Consider the following 21,943-nt stretch of genomic DNA (forward strand, 5'->3'; position numbering starts at 1 on the left):
GCCCCCATCCCGTTCCCTTCCCCCGCCGGGGGAAGGGCGAAGGTGTCGCACATATGAGATTTCGACAGGCTCATCGCGAGCCCTCCGACGCAGCCTTCTTCGGTGCGCCAAATTCGATGGGTCGGTTGCTCCTGTCCACGGCAGTCACTGGCTGGCCCTCGCGCAGCAGATGGCCACCGGCGGCAACCACCCAATCCTCGGCCTTCAAGCCCGCCAACACCGGAACGCTGTCCGGGCCGTAGGCACCCAGCGTCACCGCGCGCGCCTGCAGCTTGCCATCGGCAGGGTTCACCACCCACACGCTGGCCTGCTGCGGCTGCTTGCCCGCCTGCACCGCGGCCAGCGGCACGCTCATCACGCCTTGCTTGCCGTGGGCGATGAACACCCGCGCGCTCTGGCCCAGTTCAACCGTATCCAATGCTTCGGCAGCCAGACTGACCCGCGCGGCATAGGTACGCGCCTGCGGATCGGCAGCGGCGGCGATCTCGCGGATGCTGCCCGACAGACGCTTGCCTTCCTGGTTCCACAACTCGACCTCGACCGCCTGGCCAACGCTGAAGTCGCGGATCGCACTTTCCGGCAATGCAATGGCGACTTCGCGTGCGCCGTCGGCGGCCATCGTGTAAATGGTCTGGCCGGCGGCAACCACCTGCCCGGCCTCGGCCTCGCGGCTGGCGATCATCCCGCCTTCCGGTGCATGCAGTTGGGCGTAGCCGGACTGGTTGCGCGCAACATCGAGATTGGCCCGCGCCGCATCGGCCTGGCCCTGCGCTGCTTTCAGGGCAGCGGTCTGCGCATCCAGCGCCGACTGGCTGACCAGTTGCTGGCTGGCCAGCGTTTGATAGCGTTTGTGCTCGTCGCGGGCACGCACCAGGTCAGCTTCGGCGGCAGCGAACTGTGCCTGCGCCGCACGTGCCTGCAGGTTGTAGTCGGCAACATCCAGTTCGGCCAGCAACTGTCCCTTGCTGACCCGCTGGCCGGCATCGACCTCACGCCGCAGCAGCTTGCCGCCGACGCGGAAGGACAGCGCGGTTTCCTCGCGCGCACGCACCTCGCCCGGATAGGCGCCGACCGCCACCCCGCCATTGCCGGCCGGGTGCTCCACCAACACGGGTACAGCATGCACGGGCACGGATTCGGGCTTGCCGCAGGCAGCAAGCAAGGGCAACAGCAGGCAACAGCCAATCCATCGAAGGTGGGTCATAAATAAGGTCGCTGACGCAAGGGGGAAGAGGAGACGGGATTTCACCGCCATTACTAAACGCATCGGTATAGTATAAATATCGAACCAGCTGGTCTAGTATTACCGGATGTCTCCGAAAAAACCCTCCCCAGCGCCCGCCACGTCGGCGCAACGCAGTTCCGGTCCGGGTCGCCCCAAGGACCTGGGCAAGCGTGCGGCCATCCTGGACGCAGCCAAGGAGTTGTTCATCGAGCAGGGTTTCAATGGCGTCAGCATGGACGAGATTGCCGCCCGCGCCAGTGCCTCCAAGCTGACGGTCTACAGCCATTTCGGCGACAAGGACACCTTGTTCAGCGAGGCGATCCAGGCCAAGTGCGTGGAAATGATGCCTGATGAGCTGTTTGTCACCGACAACGAGGCGCCGCTGCGCGGCCAGCTGCAGGGCATCGGCCACGCGTTTTTTGCCCTGATCAGCAGTGACGCGGCCATCGCCACCCAGCGCATGATGATGACCCCGGATACCGATGACCGGGTCCGGCAGATGTTCTGGCAGGCCGGCCCAGCCCGTACCGAATCCGCGCTCACCGAGTTCCTCGGCGCCCGCGTTGCCCGTGGCCAGCTCGACATCGACGACCTGCCCCTGGCATCCCGGCAGTTCTTCTGCCTGATCAAGGGCGAGGTCCATGCACATATGATGTGTGGCCTGTGCACCGCCCCGGACCAGCTCAATGTGGACGTGCATATTGCCGCCAGCGTTGATTTTTTCCTGCGCGCCTACGGCCCGCGCCCGCAAGCTGAATGAACCGGAGGTGCGAATGACTTCCGGCACTGCGTCCAACGCGGCCCTCGCCGCAATGTTGGACCCGTACTTTGTGTCTGGTAACCGGTAAAATGGCCGGCCCACTGCGCTGGAATGATGAGCTTCCCATGACGATCGATTACTCCCACGTCCGCGAAATGATGGTTGAACAGCAGATCCGGCCCTGGGATGTGCTGGAGGTCCGCGTGCTGGACGTGCTGGCCCGCCTGCCGCGTGAAGCCTTCGTCGCCGAATCGCACCGTGCCCTGGCCTATGCCGATATCGAGCTGCCGCTGGGTCACGGCCAGAAGATGATGAAGCCGGTCATCGAAGGCCGTACCTTGCAGGCACTGGATCTGCAGCCGACCGACGAAGTGCTGGAAATCGGCACCGGCAGCGGCTTCCTGAGCGCCTGCATGGGCCAGCTGGCCCGCGAAGTGCTGAGCCTGGAAATCCAGCCCGAACTGGCCGAGCGTGCCCGCCAGAACCTGGACGCCGCCAAGCTGGGCAGCAATGTCCGCATTGAAGTGGCCGATGGCCTGAATTGGCAGAGCCAGCGTCAGTTCGACGCCATCTGCATCACCGGTGCGGTAGAAACCATTCCGGTGGAACTGCTGAAGCTGCTGCGCAGCGGCGGCCGCCTGTTTGCCATCCGCGGCGTCTCGCCGGTGATGGAAGCGGTGCTGGTCCAGGCCGATGGCAGCACCGCCTCGCTGTTCGAAACCGATCTTGATTATCTGCAGGGCGCTGCGCCCGCACCGCAATTCCAACTCTAAAACCGTCCAAGGAAGCCGCAATGATCCGCCGATCCCTCACCCTTGCGCTGGCAGTCGCCCTCACTCCGCTGACTTCCCATGCCGCCGACCTGTTGCAGGTCTACGAAATGGCCCGCAACGGTGACACGCAGCTGGCTGCGGCCGAGTCCACCCGCCTGTTCGACAAGGAAGGCGCGGTACAGGCACGTGCCGCGTTGCTGCCGCAGATCGGCGGCGAGGCTTCCTTGAACCGTACCCGCACCAACTACGACGACATCAGCGGCAGCTCCACCTCCAAGACCCGCAGCTACGGCATCAACGGCAGCCAGACCCTGTTCAACTGGAGCCAGTTCGCCAACCTGCGCGCGCAGCGCGACGTCAGCAAAGCCGCCGACTTCACCCTGGAATCGGCAAATGATGAACTGGTGGTGCGTACCGCGACCACCTACTTCAACGTGCTGGTCGGCATTGAATCGCTGACTGCCGCCGAGACCAACGAAGCCGCTGCCAAGAAGCAGTTCGACTACGCCGACAAACGCTTGGAAGTAGGCCTGGCACCGATCACCGACATGCACGAAGCCCGTGCCCAGTACGACCAGGCCCGCGCCAACACCATCCTTGCCCGCAATGCACTGGAAGACGCCTACCAGGCGCTGACCGAGCTGACCGGCCAGCCGGTGCGCGACGTGCGCGGCCTGCCGGTCGACTTCCGCCCGGAACTGCCGGCCAACCGCGGCAACGTCGACCAACTGGTCGCCGATGCGGTCTCGCGCAACCCGGCGCTGAAGGCGCAGGAGCTGCAGGTCAGCGCCGCCGAGTCCAACGTCTCCTCCGCCCGTGGCGGCCACTACCCGACCTTGTCGTTGGGCGGCAGCTGGGGCAAGAGTGCGCGTTGGGGCGACACCACCGGCAGCGGCACTGCTGCTCCGGATGCCACCACCAACTCGATCGGCCTGACCCTGAATGTGCCGATCTTCGCCGGTGGTGCCACCCAGTCCGGCGTGCGCCAGGCGCTGGCCCGTCGCGATATCGCCCAGGACACCTTCGAGCAGCAGAAGCGCGCCCTGGACCGCAATACCCGCAATGCCTACCAAGCGCTGGTGGCTGGTATCAGTGAAGTGGAAGCGCGTCGCCTGACCGTAGTCTCGGCACAAAGCGCCTACGACGCCTCGCAGGTCGGCCTGGAAGTCGGCACCCGTACCGTGCTGGACGTGGTGCAGAACCAGCGCACCCTGTTCCAGGCCCAGGTGGACTACGCTCAGTCCCGTTACAACTTCCTGCTGGCCCGCCTGCAGTTGAGCCAGGCCATCGGTGATCTGGAAATCAATGAGGTCCAGGACATCAACCGCCTGCTGACGGTGGATGCCGCTTCCAAGCTGCAGCCGAACAACGTGCAGTAACGCCGCGCAGAAGCGCAATACAGAAAGGCGGGCCTCGGCCCGCCTTTCTTGTTTCTGGAACACTGCTCGCGATCGCCTTCACCCGATCGGCTTCGCTTCTCTTTCTTTTGTAGGAGCGGTGTAAGCCGCGAAGCACGCACAGCATCAGCCCGCATTGGCGACAAGACTTCGAACACCGTCAGCTTCGCGGCTTACGCCGCTCCTACAACAAACCCGGCATACCCCGGGTGCACTGCGCTTAGCCGGGCTACGCAAGCGGCATCGCTTTTCTTTCTTTTGTGGGAGCGGCGTAAGCCGCGAAGCCGAAACATCATCAGATGGCACAGAAGCCCGAGGCTTCAGCCAGACCAGCTTCGCGGCTTACGCCGCTCCCACAGACAATCACCGCCATGGCAGCGGGTAAAGGGCTACGACGCAGGCTCACTCGCCGGTGGCAACTGCGGTGTGATCAACGCAATCGTATGCTCCAGCGCGCCACGGCCATTGGCGACCAGTGCACGTCCGGCCTGCACCATGCGCTCGCGCTCGGCCTCGTCCTGCAATAGACGCGACACCGCTGCACCCACTTCCGCCGCACCAGCACAGATGCACAGCGCTCCAGCCTCATCCATCCGCCGCGAGATCTCGGCGAAGTTATGCAGGTGCGGGCCGGTAACCGCGGCCGTACCCATTGCCGCCGGTTCCAGCAGATTGTGGCCGCCAATGGCCTGCAGGCTGCCACCGACGAATGCCACCTGCGCACAGGCATAGAACGCCATCAGCTCACCCAGGGTATCGATCACGAATACCTGCGCATCGGCACCCGGCCATTGCTGCGCCTTGCGCGTAGCCACGCGCCAGCCCGCCTCGCGCGCCTGGGCTTCCACTTTGGCGAAACGTTCGGGGTGACGCGGTGCCCACAGCAGCAAGGCATCCGGATGCTGCTTCAGCAAACGCGCATGAATCTCGATCACCGCCTGCTCCTCACCCTCGTGGGTGCTGGCAGCAATCCATATTGGCCTCGTGGTTGCCACGTGATGGTGGAATGCCTGCAGCACCGCCGTCGGATCTGGCGGATGAATATCAAATTTCAGATTGCCGAGGGCTTGCACCTGTTCGGGCAATGCGCCGAGCTCGACGAAACGTTCGGCGTCGGCCTGCGACTGTGCGGCGACGCAGGTCACCGTGCGCAGCGCGCGCCCAACCAGTGCCTTGAGCACGCGATAACCCTTCAACGAACGCGCCGACAGGCGCGCATTGAGGATGTACACCGGGATCTCACGATCACGGCATCCGAACAACATGTTCGGCCACAGCTCCGTCTCCAGGATCAGCGCCAGGCTGGGCTGGAAGTGCTCGAGAAACCGGCTGACGCTGCCGGGCACGTCATACGGCAGATACACGTGATCCACCGCATCGCCCCACAGCGCGCGCACGCGCTGCGAACCGGTCGGGGTGATGGTGGTAATGATCCAGCGGATATCCGGACGCTGCGCCCGCAAGGCATTGACCAGCGGCGCTGCCGCATTGACCTCGCCCACCGACACCGCGTGCAACCACACCCGCGGCTGGCTGCCACTGTCCGGGTACGAGGCGTAACGCTCGTCCCAGCGACGGAAATATTCGCGCACGCGAAACCCGCGCCATACCAGGTGATAGACGGTGATGGGCAGCAACAGATAGAGCACGGCGGAATAAACGCCGCGCAGCAGTAGCTCGATCGGATCCTTACGCATCGGCGAAGGATACGGGAGAACGCCGGAATTACGCGAGACGAAGACCCGCCTCGCCTCGCCTCCTCCCTTGCGCACAGCGCAGGGGAGGACTGAGGAGGGGTGCCGTTGCTTTTCGCCTCCTCCCTTGCGCAAAGCGCAGGGGAGGACCGGGGAGGGGTGCCGTTGCTTCTCGCCTTCGCCCACTCCGCACCCTCCCCACCCACTCCAGCAAACTCCATCCACGCCCGCCATCATCCCCGTGGCTTAGAATCGACCCATGTCCGATTCACCCACTACCGCCACCCGGCCTTCGCTGCTGCAGCCACGTCACTGGCCCACCTTTGCCTGGCTAGGCATCGCCTTCATCGCCGCGCGCCTGCCGTGGATACTGCAACGTGCCCTGGGCCGCGGCATCGGCTGGCTGGCCCTGCACCTGGCTCGCAGCCGCCGCCATGCCGCCGAGGTCAACCTCAGGCTGTGTTTCCCGGAGCAGGACGAGGCCTGGCGGCAGCGGCTGCTGCGTGACAGCTTCGACGCACTCGGCGTGGGCATATTTGAATTTGCCCGTGCCTGGTGGGGCAAGATCGACGTGATCCGCCCGCAGGTGCAATGGGAAGGGCTGGAGCATCTCAAGGCACTGCAGGCCGAAGGGCGCGGCGTGCTGCTGGTATCAGGCCATTTCATGACCCTGGAAATGTGCGGCCGCCTACTCTGTGATCACGTGCCGCTGGCCGGCATGTACCGCAAGTACCGCAACCCGGTGATGGAATGGGCGGTGAAGAGCGGCCGGCTGAAATACGCCTGCGCGATGTTCGCCAACGAAGACATCCGCGCCACCGTTCGTCACCTGAAGAAAGGCGGTTTTCTGTGGTACGCGCCGGATCAGGACATGCGCGGCAAGGACTCGGTCTTCGTGCCGTTCTTCGGCATGCAGGCCTCCACCATCACCGCCACCCACCAGTTCGCGCGGATGACCGGCTGTGCCGTGGTCCCCTACTTCCATCGGCGCGAAGGCAGCCGCTACGTGCTGAAGATCGCGCCGCCCCTGCCCGACTTCCCCACCGACGACCCGGTTGCCGACACCGCACAGGTCAACGCCGCCATCGAACAGATGGTGCGCGAAGCCCCGACCCAATACCTGTGGATCCACCGCCGCTTCAAGCGCCAGCCCGAAGGCCGCAGCCACTTCTACGACTGAAGCGGCTGCAGCTTCAGTCGCCTTGCTCGGCCAGCAAGGCGCCGGCATACAGTGCCGCCAGCAATACCGTCAGCCCACCCCAGAAGGCGGAGTAGAACGCCAGGTGGGTATTGAGCGGGAACACCGTCACCGCCAAGGCCAGCGCGGCCGGACGCGCCCGATCACGCGCCTGTGCTCCGGAATAGATCCAGGCACGCAGCGCCATTGCCGCACCGGCGATCCACAGCAACAATCCAAGCACACCGGTCTCGGCAAGGATCTCCAGCAGGATCTGGTGGGCATGCAGGGCCGGGCCTTCGCCCCATACCGGTTTCTGCTCAGGGTATGGGTTGCAGCCCGGATAGGCATCGCGGAAACCACGAGCACCGACACCGTTTATCGGGTGCTCGCGCACCATGCACAGCGCCGCCGACCAGATCTGACTGCGACCGGACAGCGCCTCATTGACCCCGCTGGCGCCGCCGCTGAACGCCATCGCGGTACGCGCAAAGCGCTCACGCACCTGAGCCGAGCCGGCCGTCAATGCGCCTATGCCGACAACGCCAGCCAGCATCACCAGCAGCATCCACTTGGCGCCCAACAAGCGCCAACCAGAGATCAGCAGGACCAGCGCATAGGTAATCAGTGAAGCCCGCGAACCAGCAAGCACCAGCACCACGCCGACAGCGGCGGCGCTCAGCAACCAGCCCCACCGTCCAAAACGTGCGCCGACAACGAACAGCAGGAGCGGTGACAGGCTGGCCAGCACCTGGCCGAATTTCAGATTGCACGGCCCGAAGACGCCGGGCAGGCGATCAGCCGCGGCAATCTCCTGCACGGTGCACAGGCCGTGCCCGCTACTCAGCCACTTGAGCTGATCCAGGCCCCAGAACAAGGGACTGGTCCCCAGTGCAGCCTGCAGCAAGGCATCGAGCGTCCACAACCCGGTGACCACCGCCAGGCCGGTAAAGGCGGTGCGGCGCCGCTGGTTGGTACCTACTGCGATGGCCACCAGCCACATGAAAGGCAGGTAGCGCAGCCCTGCGGCAACCTTGCCCCAGACTTTACCCGGGTCCTCGGCGCCTATCGCCGAGCCAAGCTGCGGCAACCAGTACGCACAGAACAGCACGCTGGTGAGTGCCAAGGCTGGTACGCCCAACAGGCTGCGGATGCCGTCGCCTTCTTTCAGCCGCAGCAAAAGCAAGCGCAGCACGGTGAACAAGGCACCCAACACCAGCACCGACTCGGCGATACCCGGCAACGGCAACAGGGCGACGTAAGTGATGACCCAGATCGGCGCCCACCAGCCCGGCTGACGCGGTGCCACTGCATTAGGCCGATCAGTTACCAAGTTCTGCATAGACATCCAGGGTCGCGCGCTGCATGGACTGCAACGTATAGGGAATCCGTCGCGGAAGCGACGGTGGGTTCTGCAGCAGTTGCAGCACGCCTTGCGTCAGCTGCCGCAGGTCACCGTGTTGGACAGCGCCGGACGGCTGCAGCTGGTTGAGCAACTCACCCACGCCGCCATGGTTCCAGCCCACCACCGGACGACCTACCGACAGCGCTTCCAGCACAGTGCGGCCGAATGCCTCCGGCTTGTCCGACAACTGCAGAACCAGATCGCTGGCAGCATAGGCTTCGGCGATGCGGGCGGTGGGTTCACTCAACACGATGTGATCGGCTACACCCAGCGCCAGTGCCAGCTGTTCCAGCTCGCGCACATAGGCTTCACGTCCGGGCTCGCGTACACCGGGCATCCACAACATTGCCGGTTGGCCGTCGCGTTGCAAGGCTGCCAACAGCTGCAAGGCGTGCGCATGGCCCTTGAGGCGGGTGCCGCGCCCGGGCAACAACAACAACGGCGCCTGCGTGCCCAGCTGCGGATGCTGCGCGGCCACGGCAAGGCGCGGTCGACGGTCGCTGCGCTCCACGCGCGGGAACTGGGCCACGTCCACACCGCGCGGTATCACCCGCAGTTTGGCCGGATCGGCATCTCGATAGTGTTCAAGCAGATAGTCACGCACGGTCTGCGATACACAGATGACCCGCTCGCCGCTGGCCATGATGCCGCTGTAACGCCCGGGCGAGTTCAGCCCGTGCATGGTGGTCATCCAGTGCGGACGCTGGCTGGCTGGCATCCCTCGCAACGCATACCAGCCCAGCCAGGCCGGCAAGCGCGAACGGGCGTGCACGATGTCGGCGCCGGTTTCACTGAACAGGCGCCGCAGCGATGCCACGTGACGCAGGGTGAGCAGCGACTTGCGGCCGATGTCCAGGGTCAGGTGCTCGGCACCGCTGTCCAGCAGCGGTTGCACCAGGCGGCCACCCGCAGACACGACAATGGCCCGGTGGCCGGCAGCCACCAGTGCCGCTGCAATTTCCAGCGTGGAACGCTCAACGCCGCCGGAATGCAGCGCCGGCAGCAACTGCACCACCGTCAAACGGCGCATCGGTCAGCGATCAGTCGGCCAGTACGAATACCGAACCGCAATACGGGCAGGCAGCCTCGCCATTGGGTTCGTTCTCGATCGGCAGGTAAACCCGCGGGTGCGAGTTCCACAGCGCCATTTCCGGCGTCGGGCAGCTCAGCGGCAGGTCAGCGCGGTGCACGGTATAACGCTTCTCGGCGTTGGCGGGCGCGGTGGCGGTATGGCTCATGGCGTCATTCACAAAAAAACGGGGCCGCGCAATTCTAGCAGCGCCGGGCCGATGCGGCCGCCTGGAAGCAGCGTGGATGCCAAAAAACCGGCCAGCTCCCCCGCCACAAGCGGGGCAGTGTCGCCCTGCCCCGCCCCTGCTTCACTCTGGGCCGAGCGGGCAGTAGTCCTGCCGGCCAGAACCGCCGCGGAGGCCGCGGCCAACGCCCGGCGCCAGCGATGGCAGTCAGCAACGGGGCGGCCGCCGACCGCCCCTTGCCTGCTTGCCGGACGCCGTCGTTACTTGAAGTCCCCGGCGACAAATACGCTCAGCCGCTCCGGCTTGAGGTGTTTGCGGATGGCGGCGTTGACCTGTTCCACCGTCAATGCCTGATAGGCGGCATCGCGCTGCGCTTCAAACGTCATGTCACGGCCGTAGTACAGATGGCTGCTCAACAGCCCGGCGATGGCGCCATCGGCCGCCCGTGACTGCTCACGTGCCACCTTCTTCTCGGCTACCGCGCTGCGCAGCTCCTCCACGGTGATGCCGTCGGCGACCAAGCGGGCCAGCTCCTCACGCAGCGCGGCTTCCAGCTTGCCCATGTTCTCCGGCGCGGCGATGGCCTGGATGCTCAGGCTGCCGTTGTCATCACGGCCCACGCGACTTTCGTCGGCACTCAGCCCGGCACCGACGTTGTAACTCAGGCCATCCTTCTGGCGGATGCGATCGCCCAGCCGCGCCTTGAGCGGGTCACCACCGAGGATGGCGACGGCGATGTTCAGCGCCGGGAAGTCCGCATCGGCCAGGTTGATCGAGATGTTCTGCCGCGCCAGCAGTACCGCATTGGGCTTGTCAGGAGTGACGAAGCGTTCATGCGTGGCCGCGACATCCCGGTAATGGGTGCTGATCGGCGCATAGGGCTTGGGCGACTTCCAGTCCGCGAACAAGGCCTGCAACTCGGCTTTCAATGCCACTGGATCGAAATCGCCGACCACCGCGATCTCACCTTCCGCAGTGCCGTAGAAATCCCGGTGATAAGCACGCACGTCCTCCAGCTTGAGCGCCTTCAATCGGGCCAGTGACTCGTCGATCGATTGCACGTGCAGCGGGTGCCCAACCGGCCACGGATCGAAATACTGGCTCAAGGCCAGCGATGCCTGGGTTCCCGGCTCCTTGCGCTGGAACTCCAGCCCGGTGATCGCCTGCAGCCGCAGCTGTTCGAACTCGGCCGGCGGGAAGGCCGGGTGCCGCAATACATCGGCCGCCAGCCGCAGCGCCTCGACCAGGCTTTCGCGCTTGCCGTTCAGGCCGATGCTGGCACTTTGCATACCGCCACTCACCTGCGCCTGGGTGTTGAGTGCATCAAAGCGGGCCGCGATCTGGCCGCGATCCAGGCGCGTGCTGCCCGCCATCAACATCGGTCCGACCCAGCTACCGGCCTCGCCGTGCCCGGTAATGAGCTGCTCGTCGGCGAAGCGGAAGGTGGCGGTCAACACCACCGTCTGCCCACGATTGCGCTTGGGCAGCAATGAAACCCGCAGGCCATCGCCGATGACAAAACTCTCTGTACGCGCGGCGATGTTCTCGACACTGGGGTCGAAGGCCTCACCGGCGCTGACGGCGGCACGGCCCTTGTAGCCCTCCACCAGGCTTGCTACTGCCGGTGCCGCGGGAATCACCGCACGATCCGGCGCAGCGGTAGGTACAAAGCGGCCGAGCGTTCGGTTCTGCGGCTTCAGATACGCCGCTGCAACACGATTCACGTCGGCAGCAGTCACCCCTTCGATGGCATCGCGCTGCACGAACAGCAAGCGCCAATCGCCGGCGGCCTGGTATTCGGACAAGGCCATCGCCATCGCGTTGACGTCGCTGGCGCGCTTGTCGATGGCATTGCCGATACGCTGCTTGGCGGCAGTCACTTCCGCGTCGGTGACCGGCGCCGAGCCGATGGCCTCCGCCTGTTTCAGCAACTCGGCCTCCACCTTGTCCGGGTCGCCGTCCTTGGGCAGCACCGACACCAGGGTGAACAAACCCGGATCATGCAGGGTTTCGCTGCTGGCGCCGGCAAAGGCCGCCAACTTGGTTTCCATCATCGCCTTGTAAAGACGGCCATTGGGGTTGTCCCCCAATACATTGCCCAGCACCGCCAGTGGCGCGCTGTCGGCCTGGGCCAGCGCCGGCACGTGATAGCTGGCGGCAATCAGCGACAGATCGCTGCTGCGCCGCACGCTGACTTCGCGCTCACCGTCCTGCACCGGTTCAACGGTGTGGAACGTGGGCTTGGTCCGCGCGGGCTTCTTCAGCGGTGCGAAATGCGCGGCAATCCGCGCCAGCACCTGCTCGTTGTCGATGCGGCCAGCGACGATCAACAAGGCATTGTCCGGTTGGTACCAGGTGCGGTAGAACGCCTGCAGGTTCTCGATCGGTACGTTTTCCACGTCCGAGCGCGCGCCAATCGGCATGTTGGCGTAGTTGTGCCAATCAAAAGCCACCGAGCGCATGCGCTTCATCAGCACGCCGATCGGGCTGTTGTCGCCTGCTTCCATTTCATTGCGGACAACCGTCATCTCGCTGTCCAGGTCGGACTTGGCCACCTTGGCATTGAGCATGCGGTCGGCCTCCATCCCCAGCACCCAGTCCAGGGTGTCGGCATTGGCCGGGAACGAAGCGAAGTAATTGGTGCGATCCAATGAGGTCGTCGCGTTCTTGCTGATCCCGCGCCTCTGCATTTCCGCCGGGATATCCGGGTGCCTGGGCGTGCCCTTGAACATCAGGTGCTCAAGCAGATGCGCCATGCCGGTCTCGCCGTAGTTTTCATGCAGCGAGCCAACGCCGTAGACCAGATTGACGGTAACGGTTGGCTTGCTGGCATCGGCAAACAACAGCACGCGCAGGCCATTCTGCAAACGGTACTCACACACACCCTCGACGCAGGGGCCGGCCTGCACACTGGCGGGCACCGTCGCCACGACCGGCTTTGCCTGCGCCACTGGCATCAATACCAAGCAAAGCGCCATAGCCAAGCCAGTACACGGAAGCTTCATCATCGGAATCCAGTCCTCATCAATACTCGATCAACGCACAAACCCATACGCGTGGTGCTCCCGACGTTGCGTCGAATGCGGCCAGGCCCCAGCGCCAATCATCGCAAAACCCGACGATACTGTGACGCCATACCAGAGAACCCGGCATCTGCATGCATCCAATCGGGACGACTCCGCAATCAGTGCAACCACCAGCCATCAGCGCCCGCCCAACCAGCCCCCGAACGAATACATGGGCTGCAGCAAACGATCACTCAACGGTTCCCGCTCGCCGGTAACCTGCGCATGCAGCATCATGCCCGGCTTGAGGGGCTCCAAGCGGCCATGGGCCACGATCGCCTGGTTGGCCAACTCGACGGTCACGCGATAGAAGGCCTCCTTCATTGCGGGCAGCTCCACCGCGGAACTGGCCTCCTCACTGTCAACCGCCGTCCGGCTGATGTGCGCGATGGTGCCCTGCTGCGTACCGAACTTCTGGTGCGGAAATGCCTGATAGCGCAACACTACCCGATCACCAGGTGCCATTGCCCCGATCGCACGCCCCGGCACCATCAACTCGGCCTCGAGCCGACCATCGCCGGGCAGCAGGCTGAGCAGCGGCTGGCCTGGCTGCACCGATTGCCCCGGCTTGACCAACCGTGCAACCACGACACCATCTACCGGTGCTTTCACCAGCAACGCAGCACTGGCTTCGTTCTCAACCTGATCCAGGCGCAACTGCGCCAGATGTTCCGCGTAGGTGGCGTCATTGGCCTTCTGCCGCCCAGGCAACTCCTGCATGGCTTGCCTCAGCTGCGCGATCAGGCGCTGCGTGGTGGCTTGCTGCCGGCGTAGCGCCTGCAGCTGCACTGTGTACTCCAGCAGCAGCGCCTCCTGCTGCTCGGCGACGGCAAGGCCCGCGGGGGATGCCGCTTCGAATTCCCGGCGTCGGGTCAACACATCGCCGGCGAGCCGTATCTGTTCCCGCCGCGTAGCCACCTCAAGTGCGATCTGTTGCGCCTCTGCACGGGCTGCCTGCATCTGCTCATGCAGGCCTGTTGCCTGCGCCGCCAACTGCTCCTTGAACGCATCGCGTGCCAGCACGAAACTTTGCTCTTTCTGCTGCAGGCCATGCTCAAGCGCCAGGTTGGCGTCACCCAGTTCCGGCATCGCGCGTGGTGCAGCAACCAACGCCAACGTATCGCCTTCGACCACACGTTTGCCGTCGTCAGCATCCAGCCAGCGCACAACCCCTCCCGTCGGCGCCAACACCGTAGCCATTCCCTGTACAGGCACCAGCCGACCAACCACCACTGCGTCCTCATTGCCGCCGCGGATGGCAAACGTCATCGCCGCGACAGCCAACAGCACGAATGTACCTGCTGAATACAGGCACAGTTTTGCGGGCCGCTTGAATTCCATCCATGACCACCAGCGATGATCGACAGCCTGCAGTTTTTCATTCGATTCGGTTTGCGCCACGCCTGCACCAACGGCTCAACACTTAGGAAATAAGCCAATCAATCTGTCAGCGTTATACCAACGACTAACCGCCATCAATCAGCACCAGCGCAGCAGCCTAACGACATCGCGCCACGCCAGCGGACGATGCAATTTACATTGGCAAAAGTCGTCAATATCGATGACGAGTTTCGTTCCGATAATCCACGGACGTAATGAACATTGACAATAAGTCTTTGCCGACTGCGCAAGCTCGCAATGGCTTAGGCTTTTGGTCGGCTCTCATGGTCAACGCTCGAGGAGAAATTTATGCATGACCATCTGGGAATCCGCATCCGCAAAGCGCGGAGAAAGATGAAGATGACGCAGGCGGAGTTGGCTGGCCAACTGAAAGTAAGCCGTAGCGCGGTGGGAAACTGGGAAAGCCCGACGGGCATATCGCCCAGCACGATGCGTTTGATCACCATTGCCCTGGTGACGGATGTTTCGTTTGAATGGCTGGCGACGGGGCGAGGGGAACTGGATGCAGTCGCTGCTGCACTACCCGGCGAGAACGCGGAGCTGGTGGACGACCCATCGGAGCGGAGGTTGCTGCTGGCCTATCGGTCCTGCCGCGCCGCAACCCGCAAACTGGTATTGCAGATAGTGGAGGCGCAGAAGATTCCACAGTTCTGATGTTCGGCGGCGACCGGGAATTCAATCGGCGCCGCCTGTCCGACACACATGCCATTGCTTGTGGGAGCTGTGTAAACCGCGAAGCAGGCATTCCCAAGGTACCAGGCAATTCTTCCATCCGACGGGGCGCCTGCTTCGCGGCTCACGCCGCTCCTACAAAAGATCGGCAGCTCTCGCATCAGCGGCAAAAGAAAAGCCGGCGCAAGGCCGGCTCTGCTTTGACGCATGCGGGTTGGCAATCAACCCACGCGGTCGGCCTCCATCTGCTTGCGGATCTGCGCATCGACCGCAGCAATCGCGGTCATGTTCAGCACGCGGCGCGAGCTGGCACTGCTGGTGAGGATGTGCACCGGCTTGGTCATGCCCATCAGGATCGGGCCGATCGCCACGCCATTGGTGAACACGCGCACCAGGTTGTAGGCGATGTTGGCCGCTTCCAGGTTCGGCAGCACGAACAGGTTGGCACGGCCCTTGAGCGTGCTGTTGGGCAGCAGTTTCTCGCGCAGTGCTTCATCCCATGCGGTGTCGCCCTGCATTTCGCCATCCACGTTCAAGCGCGGGTTGCGCTTGAGCAGCGCCGCACGTACCTGACGCATCTTCAGCGCGTCCTTGGAATCGTGGCTACCGAAGTTGGAATGCGACAGCAGCGCAATCTTCGGCTCGATACCGAACAGCTTCATGCGATATGCCGCCTGCAGGGTCGATTCGACGATCTGCTCGACGCTCGGGTCTTCCTGCACATGCGTGTCGACGAAGAAGAACACGCCCTGGTTGTTGATCACGCCGGTCATCGCCGAGGTCGAGCTGACCTTGGCTTCCAGCGGAATCACGCTGCGCACATAGCCCAGCTTCTTGTGGAAGCGGCCGACCAGGCCAGACAACATCGCATCGGCCTCACCGCGGGCAACCATCACCGCCGCGATAAGGGTCGGACGCGAACGCATCAGGTTCTTGGCGGCAGCCACGGTGACGCCCTTGCGGCCGGTCATCTCGTGGTAATACTGCCAATACTCGTTGAAGCGCGGGTCGTCATTGATGTTGGTGATTTCGAAGTCGACACCGGCACGCATGCGCAGCGCCAGCCGCTCGATGCGGGCCTCGATCACGTCCGGACGGCCGATCAGGATCGGGAAGGCAACACCTTCGTCGATCACGTTCTGCACCGCCTGCAGCACCACTTCTTCTTCACCCTCGGCGTAGACCACACGCTGCTTGTCCGAGCGCGCACGGTCATAGACCGGCTTCATGAACAGGCTGGTGCGGTAGACGAACTGGGCCAGCTTGTCGCGGTAGGCGCCCATGTCGGCGATCGGGCGGGTAGCAACGCCCGAATCCATCGCGGCCTGGGCCACGGCGGAGGACAGCTCCACCAGCAGGCGGCGGTCGAACGGACGCGGGATCACGTAGTCGCGGCCGAAGCTGGGCACGTCACCGCCGTAGGCGGCGCCCAGGTCGGAGGCTTCCTTGCGGGCCAGCGCGGCAATCGCGCGCACGCAGGCAACCTTCATTTCTTCGTTGATGGTGGTCGCGCCCACGTCCAGCGCACCGCGGAACAGGTAAGGGAAGCACAGCGCGTTGTTAACCTGGTTCGGGTAATCCGAACGGCCGGTGCCCATGATCACGTCCGAGCGCACCGAATTGGCGTCTTCCGGCAGGATTTCCGGATAGGGGTTGGCCAGGGCGAAGATCACCGGGTCACGCGCCATGCTGGCGACCATGTCCTTGGTGAGGATGCCACCGGCCGACAGGCCCAGGAAGATGTCTGCCCCGTCGACGATCTCGGCCAGCGTGCGCTTGTCGGTATCGCGGGCGTAGCGGGCCTTTTCCGGGTCCAGGTCGGTACGACCGGTGTGGATCACGCCATCGCGGTCATAGGCCAGGATGTTTTCCGGCTTCAAACCCAGCGAAACCAGCATGTTGACGCAGGAGATACCCGCCGCGCCCATGCCGGTGGTGGCCAGCTTGACATCTTCGATCTTCTTGCCGGTGATGCACATGGCATTGAGCACGGCGGCGCCGACGATGATCGCGGTGCCGTGCTGGTCGTCATGGAATACCGGGATGTTCATCCGCTCGCGCAGCTTGCGCTCGACGATGAAGCACTCCGGTGCCTTGATGTCTTCCAGGTTGATGCCGCCGAAGGTCGGCTCCAGCGAGGCGATGATCTCGACCAGCTTGTCGGGGTCGTTCTCGTTGACTTCAATGTCGAACACATCGATGCCGGCGAACTTCTGGAACAGCACACCCTTGCCTTCCATCACCGGCTTGCCGGCCAGCGGGCCGATATTGCCCAGGCCCAGCACCGCGGTGCCATTGGTGATCACGCCGACCAGATTGCCGCGCGCGGTCATCTCGCTGGCCATGGCCGGGTCTTCCATGATCGCTTCGCAGGCATGGGCCACACCCGGCGAATACGCTAGCGACAGGTCACGCTGGGTCAACATGGGCTTGGTAGCCACCACCTTGATCTTGCCGGGCGGCGACATCCGGTGATATTCGAGGGCGGCCTGCTTGAAATCTTCGTTGGACATCGAGTTGTGAGCGCTAATGGGCAAGAAGGACGGGAGATGATAACGCCGTTAAGGCAGTTGGACCTGTCGCTACGCTGTCGCATTCATGCTGCAACCGCACAATTCCAAGCCTTCCACACCGCTGCGTGCACGCAAGTTTCAGCCATGAGCATGACAAGCTCGGGACGCCAAAAAAGTCGCGGGGCCGCCTGCTCGGTGGCAAGCCCCGCGCAAAAACGCACACACAGGTAAACCTCAGGCCTTGACCGAGGGGGACGGAGGCAGCTCCGACGGCTCTGCACCGTCCAGCACCAGACGCAGGCGCTGCCGGTCCAGCCCGCCCTCCCAGCGCGAAACCACCACGGTTGCCACGGCATTGCCGATGAAATTGGTCAATGAGCGGCATTCACTCATGAAACGATCCACGCCCAGAATCAATGCCATGCCGGCCACCGGAACCTCCGGCACTACCGCCAAGGTGGCCGCCAGGGTGATGAAACCCGCGCCGGTGACCCCGGCCGCGCCCTTGGAGCTGAGCATGGCGACCAGCAACAGCGCTATCTGGTGGCCCAGGCTCAGCTCGGTATTGGTCGCTTGAGCGATGAACAGCGCCGCCAGCGTCATATAGATGTTGGTGCCATCCAGGTTGAACGAGTAACCGGTTGGCACGACCAGGCCCACGACGGACTTGCTGCAACCGGCCTTTTCCATTTTCTCCATCAACGACGGCAGCGCCGACTCCGACGAGGAGGTACCCAGCACCAGCAACAGCTCGGCCTTGAGGTAGCGGGCCAGCTTGACTACCGAGAACCCGCAAAGGCGTGCCACCGCCCCAAGGATCACCACCACGAACAGCAGCGAGGTCAGGTAGAACGCGCCCACCAACCAGGCCAGATTGACCAGCGAAGCGATGCCGTACTTGCCGATGGTGAAGGCGATTGCGCCAAACGCACCGAGCGGTGCGGCTCGCATCAGCAGGTGGACCAACTTGAACACCGGCGTGGTCAGCGCATCCAGCAGCGCCAATACCGGCCGCCCTTTCTCGCCGACCGAGGCCAGGGCGATACCAAACAGTACCGCCACGAACAGCACCTGCAGGATGTTGTCGCCCACGAACGGACTGACAAGGGTCTTGGGAATGATGTCCAAAGCGAAGCCAACCAGGCTCAGCTCGTGCGAGCGCTGCACGTATCCATCCACCGCGCTCTGGTCCAGATCAGCCGGATTGATGTTCATGCCGGCGCCGGGCTGGACCACGTGCGCCACCACCATGCCGACCACCAGCGCCAGGGTGGAGAAAAACATGAAGTAGGCCATTGCCTTGGCAAATACCCGGCCGACACTGCGCAGGTGGGTCATGCCGGCAATGCCGGTGACGATGGTCAGGAAGATCACCGGCGCGATGATCATCTTCACCAACTTGATGAAGGCATCACCCAACGGCTTCAGCTGCTCGGCGAACACCGGCTCGAAATGGCCCAGCAGCACGCCCAGCGCGATCGCGACCAGCACCTGCACGTAAAGCTGGCGATACAGCGGCAGCCGCGCATGCGGGCTGGCAACAATGGCGGAAGTGGCATGCACGGCAGGAAACCTCGGATATTCGCTACTGGAGGTTTTTTACGCGCCAAAGCGCGCGTCGCCGATAACGCATTGGTGTTACTGCGGAGCACACCAGCGGTGCCGGATCAGCGTTTTCGGACCAATCACACCAATAACCGGACAAGACCTATGGCCGCTCGCCGCAGCCCTGCCGGACCATCGCAGCCATGCCCTTCTTTCCTACACATCGGCGCCGCATGCGCTGGCTGCTGCCGCTCGCCGCCGCGCTCGCCATCGCTGCGATCAGCCTGGCTGCGCTGCGCCATTTCGAGCGCAGCAGCCTTGCCAGCGATGCTGCACGGGCGGCAACCCAGCTGCACCTGCATGGCGAGGCTCTGCAGGCACTCATCGAACGCCACCGGGTGCTGCCGGCGGTGCTGGCGCTGGACCCGGATGTACGCAATGCACTGGCGCGGACGACGATAAGCCGTGCCGAGCTGGACCGCCTGAATCGCAAGCTCGAACGCGTCAATGGCGTGGCCGCTACCTCGACCCTGACCCTGCTGGACCGCAATGGCGTGGCCCTGGCCGCCAGCAACTGGCGCATGCCCCGCAGCAACAATGTCGGCAATGACTACCAGTTCCGCCCCTATTTCCGCCAGGCGATGCACGAGGGCAGCGGCACTTTCTATGCCGAGGGCATCACCACCGCCATGCCCGGCTATTTCCTGTCCGAGGCGGTGCGCGACGAGAGCGGCAATCCAGTCGGCGTGGTGGTGGTCAAGGTCATCCTGCGACCACTGGAGCAGACCTGGGCGGATACCACCGACACGGTGTTCGTCAGTGACAGCAATGGCGTGATCTTCCTGTCCAGCCATCGGCCATGGCGCTATTTCGCCCTGCAGGAACTGGATGACGACGTCCGCCAAGAACTGCTGCGCACCCGCCAGTACACCCATCTGCCAAAGCAGCTGCTGCAACATTCGCCAGGCAAGCGGCTGGGGCCGAACCAGCAGTTGGTGAAGCTGCCCGATGCAGGTGAGGTCATCTGGGTCTCGCAGCCGCTGCCGCATCAGCGCTGGAACCTGCACCTGCTGCGCAGCACGGCAAACAGCAGCAATAGCGCGCGCACCTTCGCCGGTGCGGTGATGGCCAGCCTGATTGCCGTGCTTCTGCTCGGCTATGGGCTGTGGCAGCGGCAACGGCTGGCACGCCTGCGCGAGCGCAGCCGACGCGAGCTCGAACAACTGGTCGAGCTCCACGCGTTGGAGCTGCGCACCGCCCAGGACGGCATCGTGCATGCTGCCCATGCAGCCGATTACGGCGAGTGCGCCAGCCTGCAGCACCTGCCACAAGGTGTCTGCGTGGTCGATGCACAGCTCAACCTGGTGGCCTGGAACCGCCGCTACATCGAGCTGTTCCGGTTCCCACCGGGTTTGATCCAGGTTGGCCGTCCGATCGCTGACGTCTTCCACTACAACGCGCGCCGTGGCCTGCTCGGCCCCGGCCCGGTCGAGGAAGCCATCGAGCGCCGACTCAACCACCTGCGCTCCGCCACCCCGCACATGCATGAGCGCGAAAGCGGCGACGGCAACGTCATCGAGATCCGCGGCAACCCTTTGCCGGATGGCGGCTTCGTCACCAGCTATACCGATATCACCGCCTACCGTAACGCTGCCCGCGACCTGCGTTCACTGGCCGACACACTCAGCCTGCGGGTCAGCGAACGCACCCACGACCTGGCCGGTGCCAAACGAGACGCCGAAGAAGCCAACCAGGCCAAGACGCGTTTGGTTGCCGCCGCCGTGCACGACCTGCTGCAGCCGCTGAATGCCGCGCGCATGTTCCTGTCGGCGCTGCGCAGCCGCCTGCCCGATGCCGCAAGTCGCGACATCGCAGACAACGTCGACAATGCATTGACCGCGCAGGATGGCATCCTGACCAGCCTGCTCGACATCTCGCGTCTGGAATCGGGCGCACTTGAGAAGCGGGTCGGCGACTTCGCGCTGGAACCACTACTGGAAGCACTGAGCATCGAATTCGGCATTCTGGCCAATGCACGCGGGCTGCTGGTCAGCCATGTAACCACCACTGCGGTGGTGCGCAGCGACGAGGCCCTGCTACGACGGATCCTGCAGAACCTGCTGTCCAACGCCGTGCGCTATACCCGCAGCGGTCGCATTCTGATCGGTTGTCGCCGCGATGGCGAGCAGCTGCGCATCGAAGTACATGACACCGGCACCGGTATACCGGAAGCACGCCAGCGGGAGATTTTCGAGGAGTTCCGTCGGCTCGACAACGCCGGCAGCGAAGAGCCCGGCGCCGGCCTTGGCCTTGCCATCGTCGATCGCATCGCCCACCTGCTGGATCACCGCATCGGCCTGCGCTCCACGCCCGGGCGCGGCAGCGTGTTCTCGGTCACCCTGCCACGCGGCGACGTCGGCTGCGGCACGCTGCCGGTAAGCCCGCCGGAGGAGCCGCAGATGGATTCCCTGCTGGCAGGATGCCGGGTCTGGTGCATCGACGATGACCCACGCATCAGCCTGGCCACCCGCCTGCTGCTGGAACGCTGGGGCTGCCAGGTCGAGTTCGCCGGTGGCGTCGATGCGGCGCAGGCGGCGACGCGCGCCGACAATATCCCTGATCTATTGCTGTTGGACGTCCGCATGGGCGACATCAGCGGCCCCGCCCTGTTGCCACTGCTGGTGGAGCGCTGGGGCAGCGAGCCAGGCGTGATCCTGTTCACCGCCGAGCAAGACCCCGACCTGCGCGAGCTCGCCCGCAACCGCCACTGGGGCTTCGTCTCCAAACAGGCGCGAACCGCAGCATTGCGTTCGCTGATGACACATCTGTATCAGCGTGGAAGTTGAAGCCGCGCAGCAAGCTAGAGCCGAGCCATGCTCGGCTGGAGCATTACCGATAAACCCTTACCTGTAGAGCCGAGCCATGCTCGGCTGGAGCATTACCGACAAACCGTCACCTGTAGTGCCGAGCCATGCTCGGCTGGAGCATTACCGACAAACCGTCACCTGTAGTGCCGAGCCATGCTCGGCTGAGGCATTACCGATAAGGCCGCTGCCGAGC

At 64.1% G+C, this 21,943-nt stretch carries 15 protein-coding genes; 6 read left to right on the plus strand and 9 right to left on the minus strand.

Annotated features, from left to right (window positions below; all coding sequences use genetic code 11):
• Nucleotides 1-70: 70 nt before the first annotated feature.
• Complete coding sequence (locus ACVOLI_RS09730; RefSeq protein ID WP_481534442.1) at nt 71-1,204, minus strand: efflux RND transporter periplasmic adaptor subunit; 1,134 nt, start codon at nt 1,202-1,204, stop codon at nt 71-73.
• Nucleotides 1,205-1,310: 106 nt separating this feature from the next.
• Here ACVOLI_RS09730 and ACVOLI_RS09735 point away from each other — a divergent pair, with 106 nt between their 5' ends.
• The 3 genes from ACVOLI_RS09735 (at nt 1,311) to ACVOLI_RS09745 (ending at nt 4,137) form a co-directional block, all read left to right on the plus strand.
• On the plus strand, nt 1,311-1,985 hold the full coding sequence (locus ACVOLI_RS09735; RefSeq protein ID WP_481534443.1) for a TetR/AcrR family transcriptional regulator: 675 nt from the start codon (nt 1,311-1,313) through the stop codon (nt 1,983-1,985).
• A gap of 125 nt (nt 1,986-2,110) precedes the next feature.
• Nucleotides 2,111-2,758, plus strand: coding sequence for a protein-L-isoaspartate O-methyltransferase family protein (locus ACVOLI_RS09740; RefSeq protein WP_481534444.1), 648 nt, complete (start codon nt 2,111-2,113; stop codon nt 2,756-2,758).
• A gap of 20 nt (nt 2,759-2,778) precedes the next feature.
• Entirely contained in the window at nt 2,779-4,137 is a 1,359-nt protein-coding gene (locus ACVOLI_RS09745; protein ID WP_481534445.1) for a TolC family outer membrane protein, read from the plus strand.
• Between the two features lie 407 nt (nt 4,138-4,544).
• On the opposite strand, the gene waaA is transcribed toward ACVOLI_RS09745, so the two are convergent.
• Complete coding sequence (gene waaA, locus ACVOLI_RS09750; RefSeq protein WP_481534446.1) at nt 4,545-5,852, minus strand: lipid IV(A) 3-deoxy-D-manno-octulosonic acid transferase; 1,308 nt, start codon at nt 5,850-5,852, stop codon at nt 4,545-4,547.
• A 256-nt stretch (nt 5,853-6,108) separates the two neighbouring features.
• Here waaA and ACVOLI_RS09755 point away from each other — a divergent pair, with 256 nt between their 5' ends.
• Nucleotides 6,109-7,029 (plus strand): LpxL/LpxP family Kdo(2)-lipid IV(A) lauroyl/palmitoleoyl acyltransferase, encoded by a 921-nt coding sequence (locus ACVOLI_RS09755; RefSeq protein WP_481534447.1) that lies wholly within the window; start codon nt 6,109-6,111, stop codon nt 7,027-7,029.
• Nucleotides 7,030-7,042: 13 nt separating this feature from the next.
• On the opposite strand, the gene ACVOLI_RS09760 is transcribed toward ACVOLI_RS09755, so the two are convergent.
• The 5 genes from ACVOLI_RS09760 to ACVOLI_RS09780 form a co-directional block, all read right to left on the minus strand.
• Complete coding sequence (locus ACVOLI_RS09760; protein ID WP_481534448.1) at nt 7,043-8,368, minus strand: O-antigen ligase family protein; 1,326 nt, start codon at nt 8,366-8,368, stop codon at nt 7,043-7,045.
• Nucleotides 8,349-9,461 carry a glycosyltransferase gene (locus tag ACVOLI_RS09765; protein ID WP_481534449.1) on the minus strand — a complete coding sequence of 371 codons (1,113 nt, stop codon included), beginning with the start codon at nt 9,459-9,461 and terminating at the stop codon, nt 8,349-8,351. The genes ACVOLI_RS09760 and ACVOLI_RS09765 overlap by 20 nt, the downstream gene beginning before the upstream one ends.
• A gap of 10 nt (nt 9,462-9,471) precedes the next feature.
• Complete coding sequence (locus ACVOLI_RS09770; protein ID WP_282267169.1) at nt 9,472-9,669, minus strand: zinc-finger domain-containing protein; 198 nt, start codon at nt 9,667-9,669, stop codon at nt 9,472-9,474.
• Between the two features lie 278 nt (nt 9,670-9,947).
• Nucleotides 9,948-12,644 (minus strand): M16 family metallopeptidase, encoded by a 2,697-nt coding sequence (locus ACVOLI_RS09775; RefSeq protein WP_481534454.1) that lies wholly within the window; start codon nt 12,642-12,644, stop codon nt 9,948-9,950.
• Nucleotides 12,645-12,890: 246 nt separating this feature from the next.
• Nucleotides 12,891-14,042 (minus strand): HlyD family secretion protein, encoded by a 1,152-nt coding sequence (locus tag ACVOLI_RS09780; RefSeq protein ID WP_481534450.1) that lies wholly within the window; start codon nt 14,040-14,042, stop codon nt 12,891-12,893.
• 399 nt (nt 14,043-14,441) lie between these two features.
• Here ACVOLI_RS09780 and ACVOLI_RS09785 point away from each other — a divergent pair, with 399 nt between their 5' ends.
• Entirely contained in the window at nt 14,442-14,807 is a 366-nt protein-coding gene (locus tag ACVOLI_RS09785) for a helix-turn-helix transcriptional regulator (RefSeq protein WP_296251386.1), read from the plus strand.
• A gap of 239 nt (nt 14,808-15,046) precedes the next feature.
• Here the strand turns inward: ACVOLI_RS09785 and ACVOLI_RS09790 are convergent, their stop codons facing one another.
• Together ACVOLI_RS09790 and ACVOLI_RS09795 are read right to left on the minus strand one after the other, a co-directional pair.
• On the minus strand, nt 15,047-17,338 hold the full coding sequence (locus ACVOLI_RS09790; protein WP_481534451.1) for an NADP-dependent malic enzyme: 2,292 nt from the start codon (nt 17,336-17,338) through the stop codon (nt 15,047-15,049).
• 234 nt (nt 17,339-17,572) lie between these two features.
• Complete coding sequence (locus ACVOLI_RS09795; protein ID WP_481534455.1) at nt 17,573-18,883, minus strand: dicarboxylate/amino acid:cation symporter; 1,311 nt, start codon at nt 18,881-18,883, stop codon at nt 17,573-17,575.
• A 203-nt stretch (nt 18,884-19,086) separates the two neighbouring features.
• Here ACVOLI_RS09795 and ACVOLI_RS09800 point away from each other — a divergent pair, with 203 nt between their 5' ends.
• Nucleotides 19,087-21,729, plus strand: coding sequence for a hybrid sensor histidine kinase/response regulator (locus tag ACVOLI_RS09800; RefSeq protein WP_481534452.1), 2,643 nt, complete (start codon nt 19,087-19,089; stop codon nt 21,727-21,729).
• The last annotated feature ends 214 nt before the right edge of the window (nt 21,730-21,943 follow it).

It is taken from the genome of Stenotrophomonas sp. STEN029 (assembly GCF_056760015.1).

What these genes read in the sequence shown, in the direction of transcription:
- ACVOLI_RS09730 (WP_481534442.1), bottom strand. Translation starts at nt 1,204, where the DNA reads ATGACCCACCTTCGATGGATTGGCTGTTGCCTGCTGTTGCCCTTGCTT.
- ACVOLI_RS09735 (WP_481534443.1), top strand. Translation starts at nt 1,311, where the DNA reads ATGTCTCCGAAAAAACCCTCCCCAGCGCCCGCCACGTCGGCGCAACGC.
- ACVOLI_RS09740 (WP_481534444.1), top strand. Translation starts at nt 2,111, where the DNA reads ATGACGATCGATTACTCCCACGTCCGCGAAATGATGGTTGAACAGCAG.
- ACVOLI_RS09745 (WP_481534445.1), top strand. Translation starts at nt 2,779, where the DNA reads ATGATCCGCCGATCCCTCACCCTTGCGCTGGCAGTCGCCCTCACTCCG.
- waaA (WP_481534446.1), bottom strand. Translation starts at nt 5,852, where the DNA reads ATGCGTAAGGATCCGATCGAGCTACTGCTGCGCGGCGTTTATTCCGCC.
- ACVOLI_RS09755 (WP_481534447.1), top strand. Translation starts at nt 6,109, where the DNA reads ATGTCCGATTCACCCACTACCGCCACCCGGCCTTCGCTGCTGCAGCCA.
- ACVOLI_RS09760 (WP_481534448.1), bottom strand. Translation starts at nt 8,368, where the DNA reads ATGCAGAACTTGGTAACTGATCGGCCTAATGCAGTGGCACCGCGTCAG.
- ACVOLI_RS09765 (WP_481534449.1), bottom strand. Translation starts at nt 9,461, where the DNA reads ATGCGCCGTTTGACGGTGGTGCAGTTGCTGCCGGCGCTGCATTCCGGC.
- ACVOLI_RS09770 (WP_282267169.1), bottom strand. Translation starts at nt 9,669, where the DNA reads ATGAGCCATACCGCCACCGCGCCCGCCAACGCCGAGAAGCGTTATACC.
- ACVOLI_RS09775 (WP_481534454.1), bottom strand. Translation starts at nt 12,644, where the DNA reads ATGCCAGTGGCGCAGGCAAAGCCGGTCGTGGCGACGGTGCCCGCCAGT.
- ACVOLI_RS09785 (WP_296251386.1), top strand. Translation starts at nt 14,442, where the DNA reads ATGCATGACCATCTGGGAATCCGCATCCGCAAAGCGCGGAGAAAGATG.
- ACVOLI_RS09790 (WP_481534451.1), bottom strand. Translation starts at nt 17,338, where the DNA reads ATGTCCAACGAAGATTTCAAGCAGGCCGCCCTCGAATATCACCGGATG.
- ACVOLI_RS09800 (WP_481534452.1), top strand. Translation starts at nt 19,087, where the DNA reads ATGCCCTTCTTTCCTACACATCGGCGCCGCATGCGCTGGCTGCTGCCG.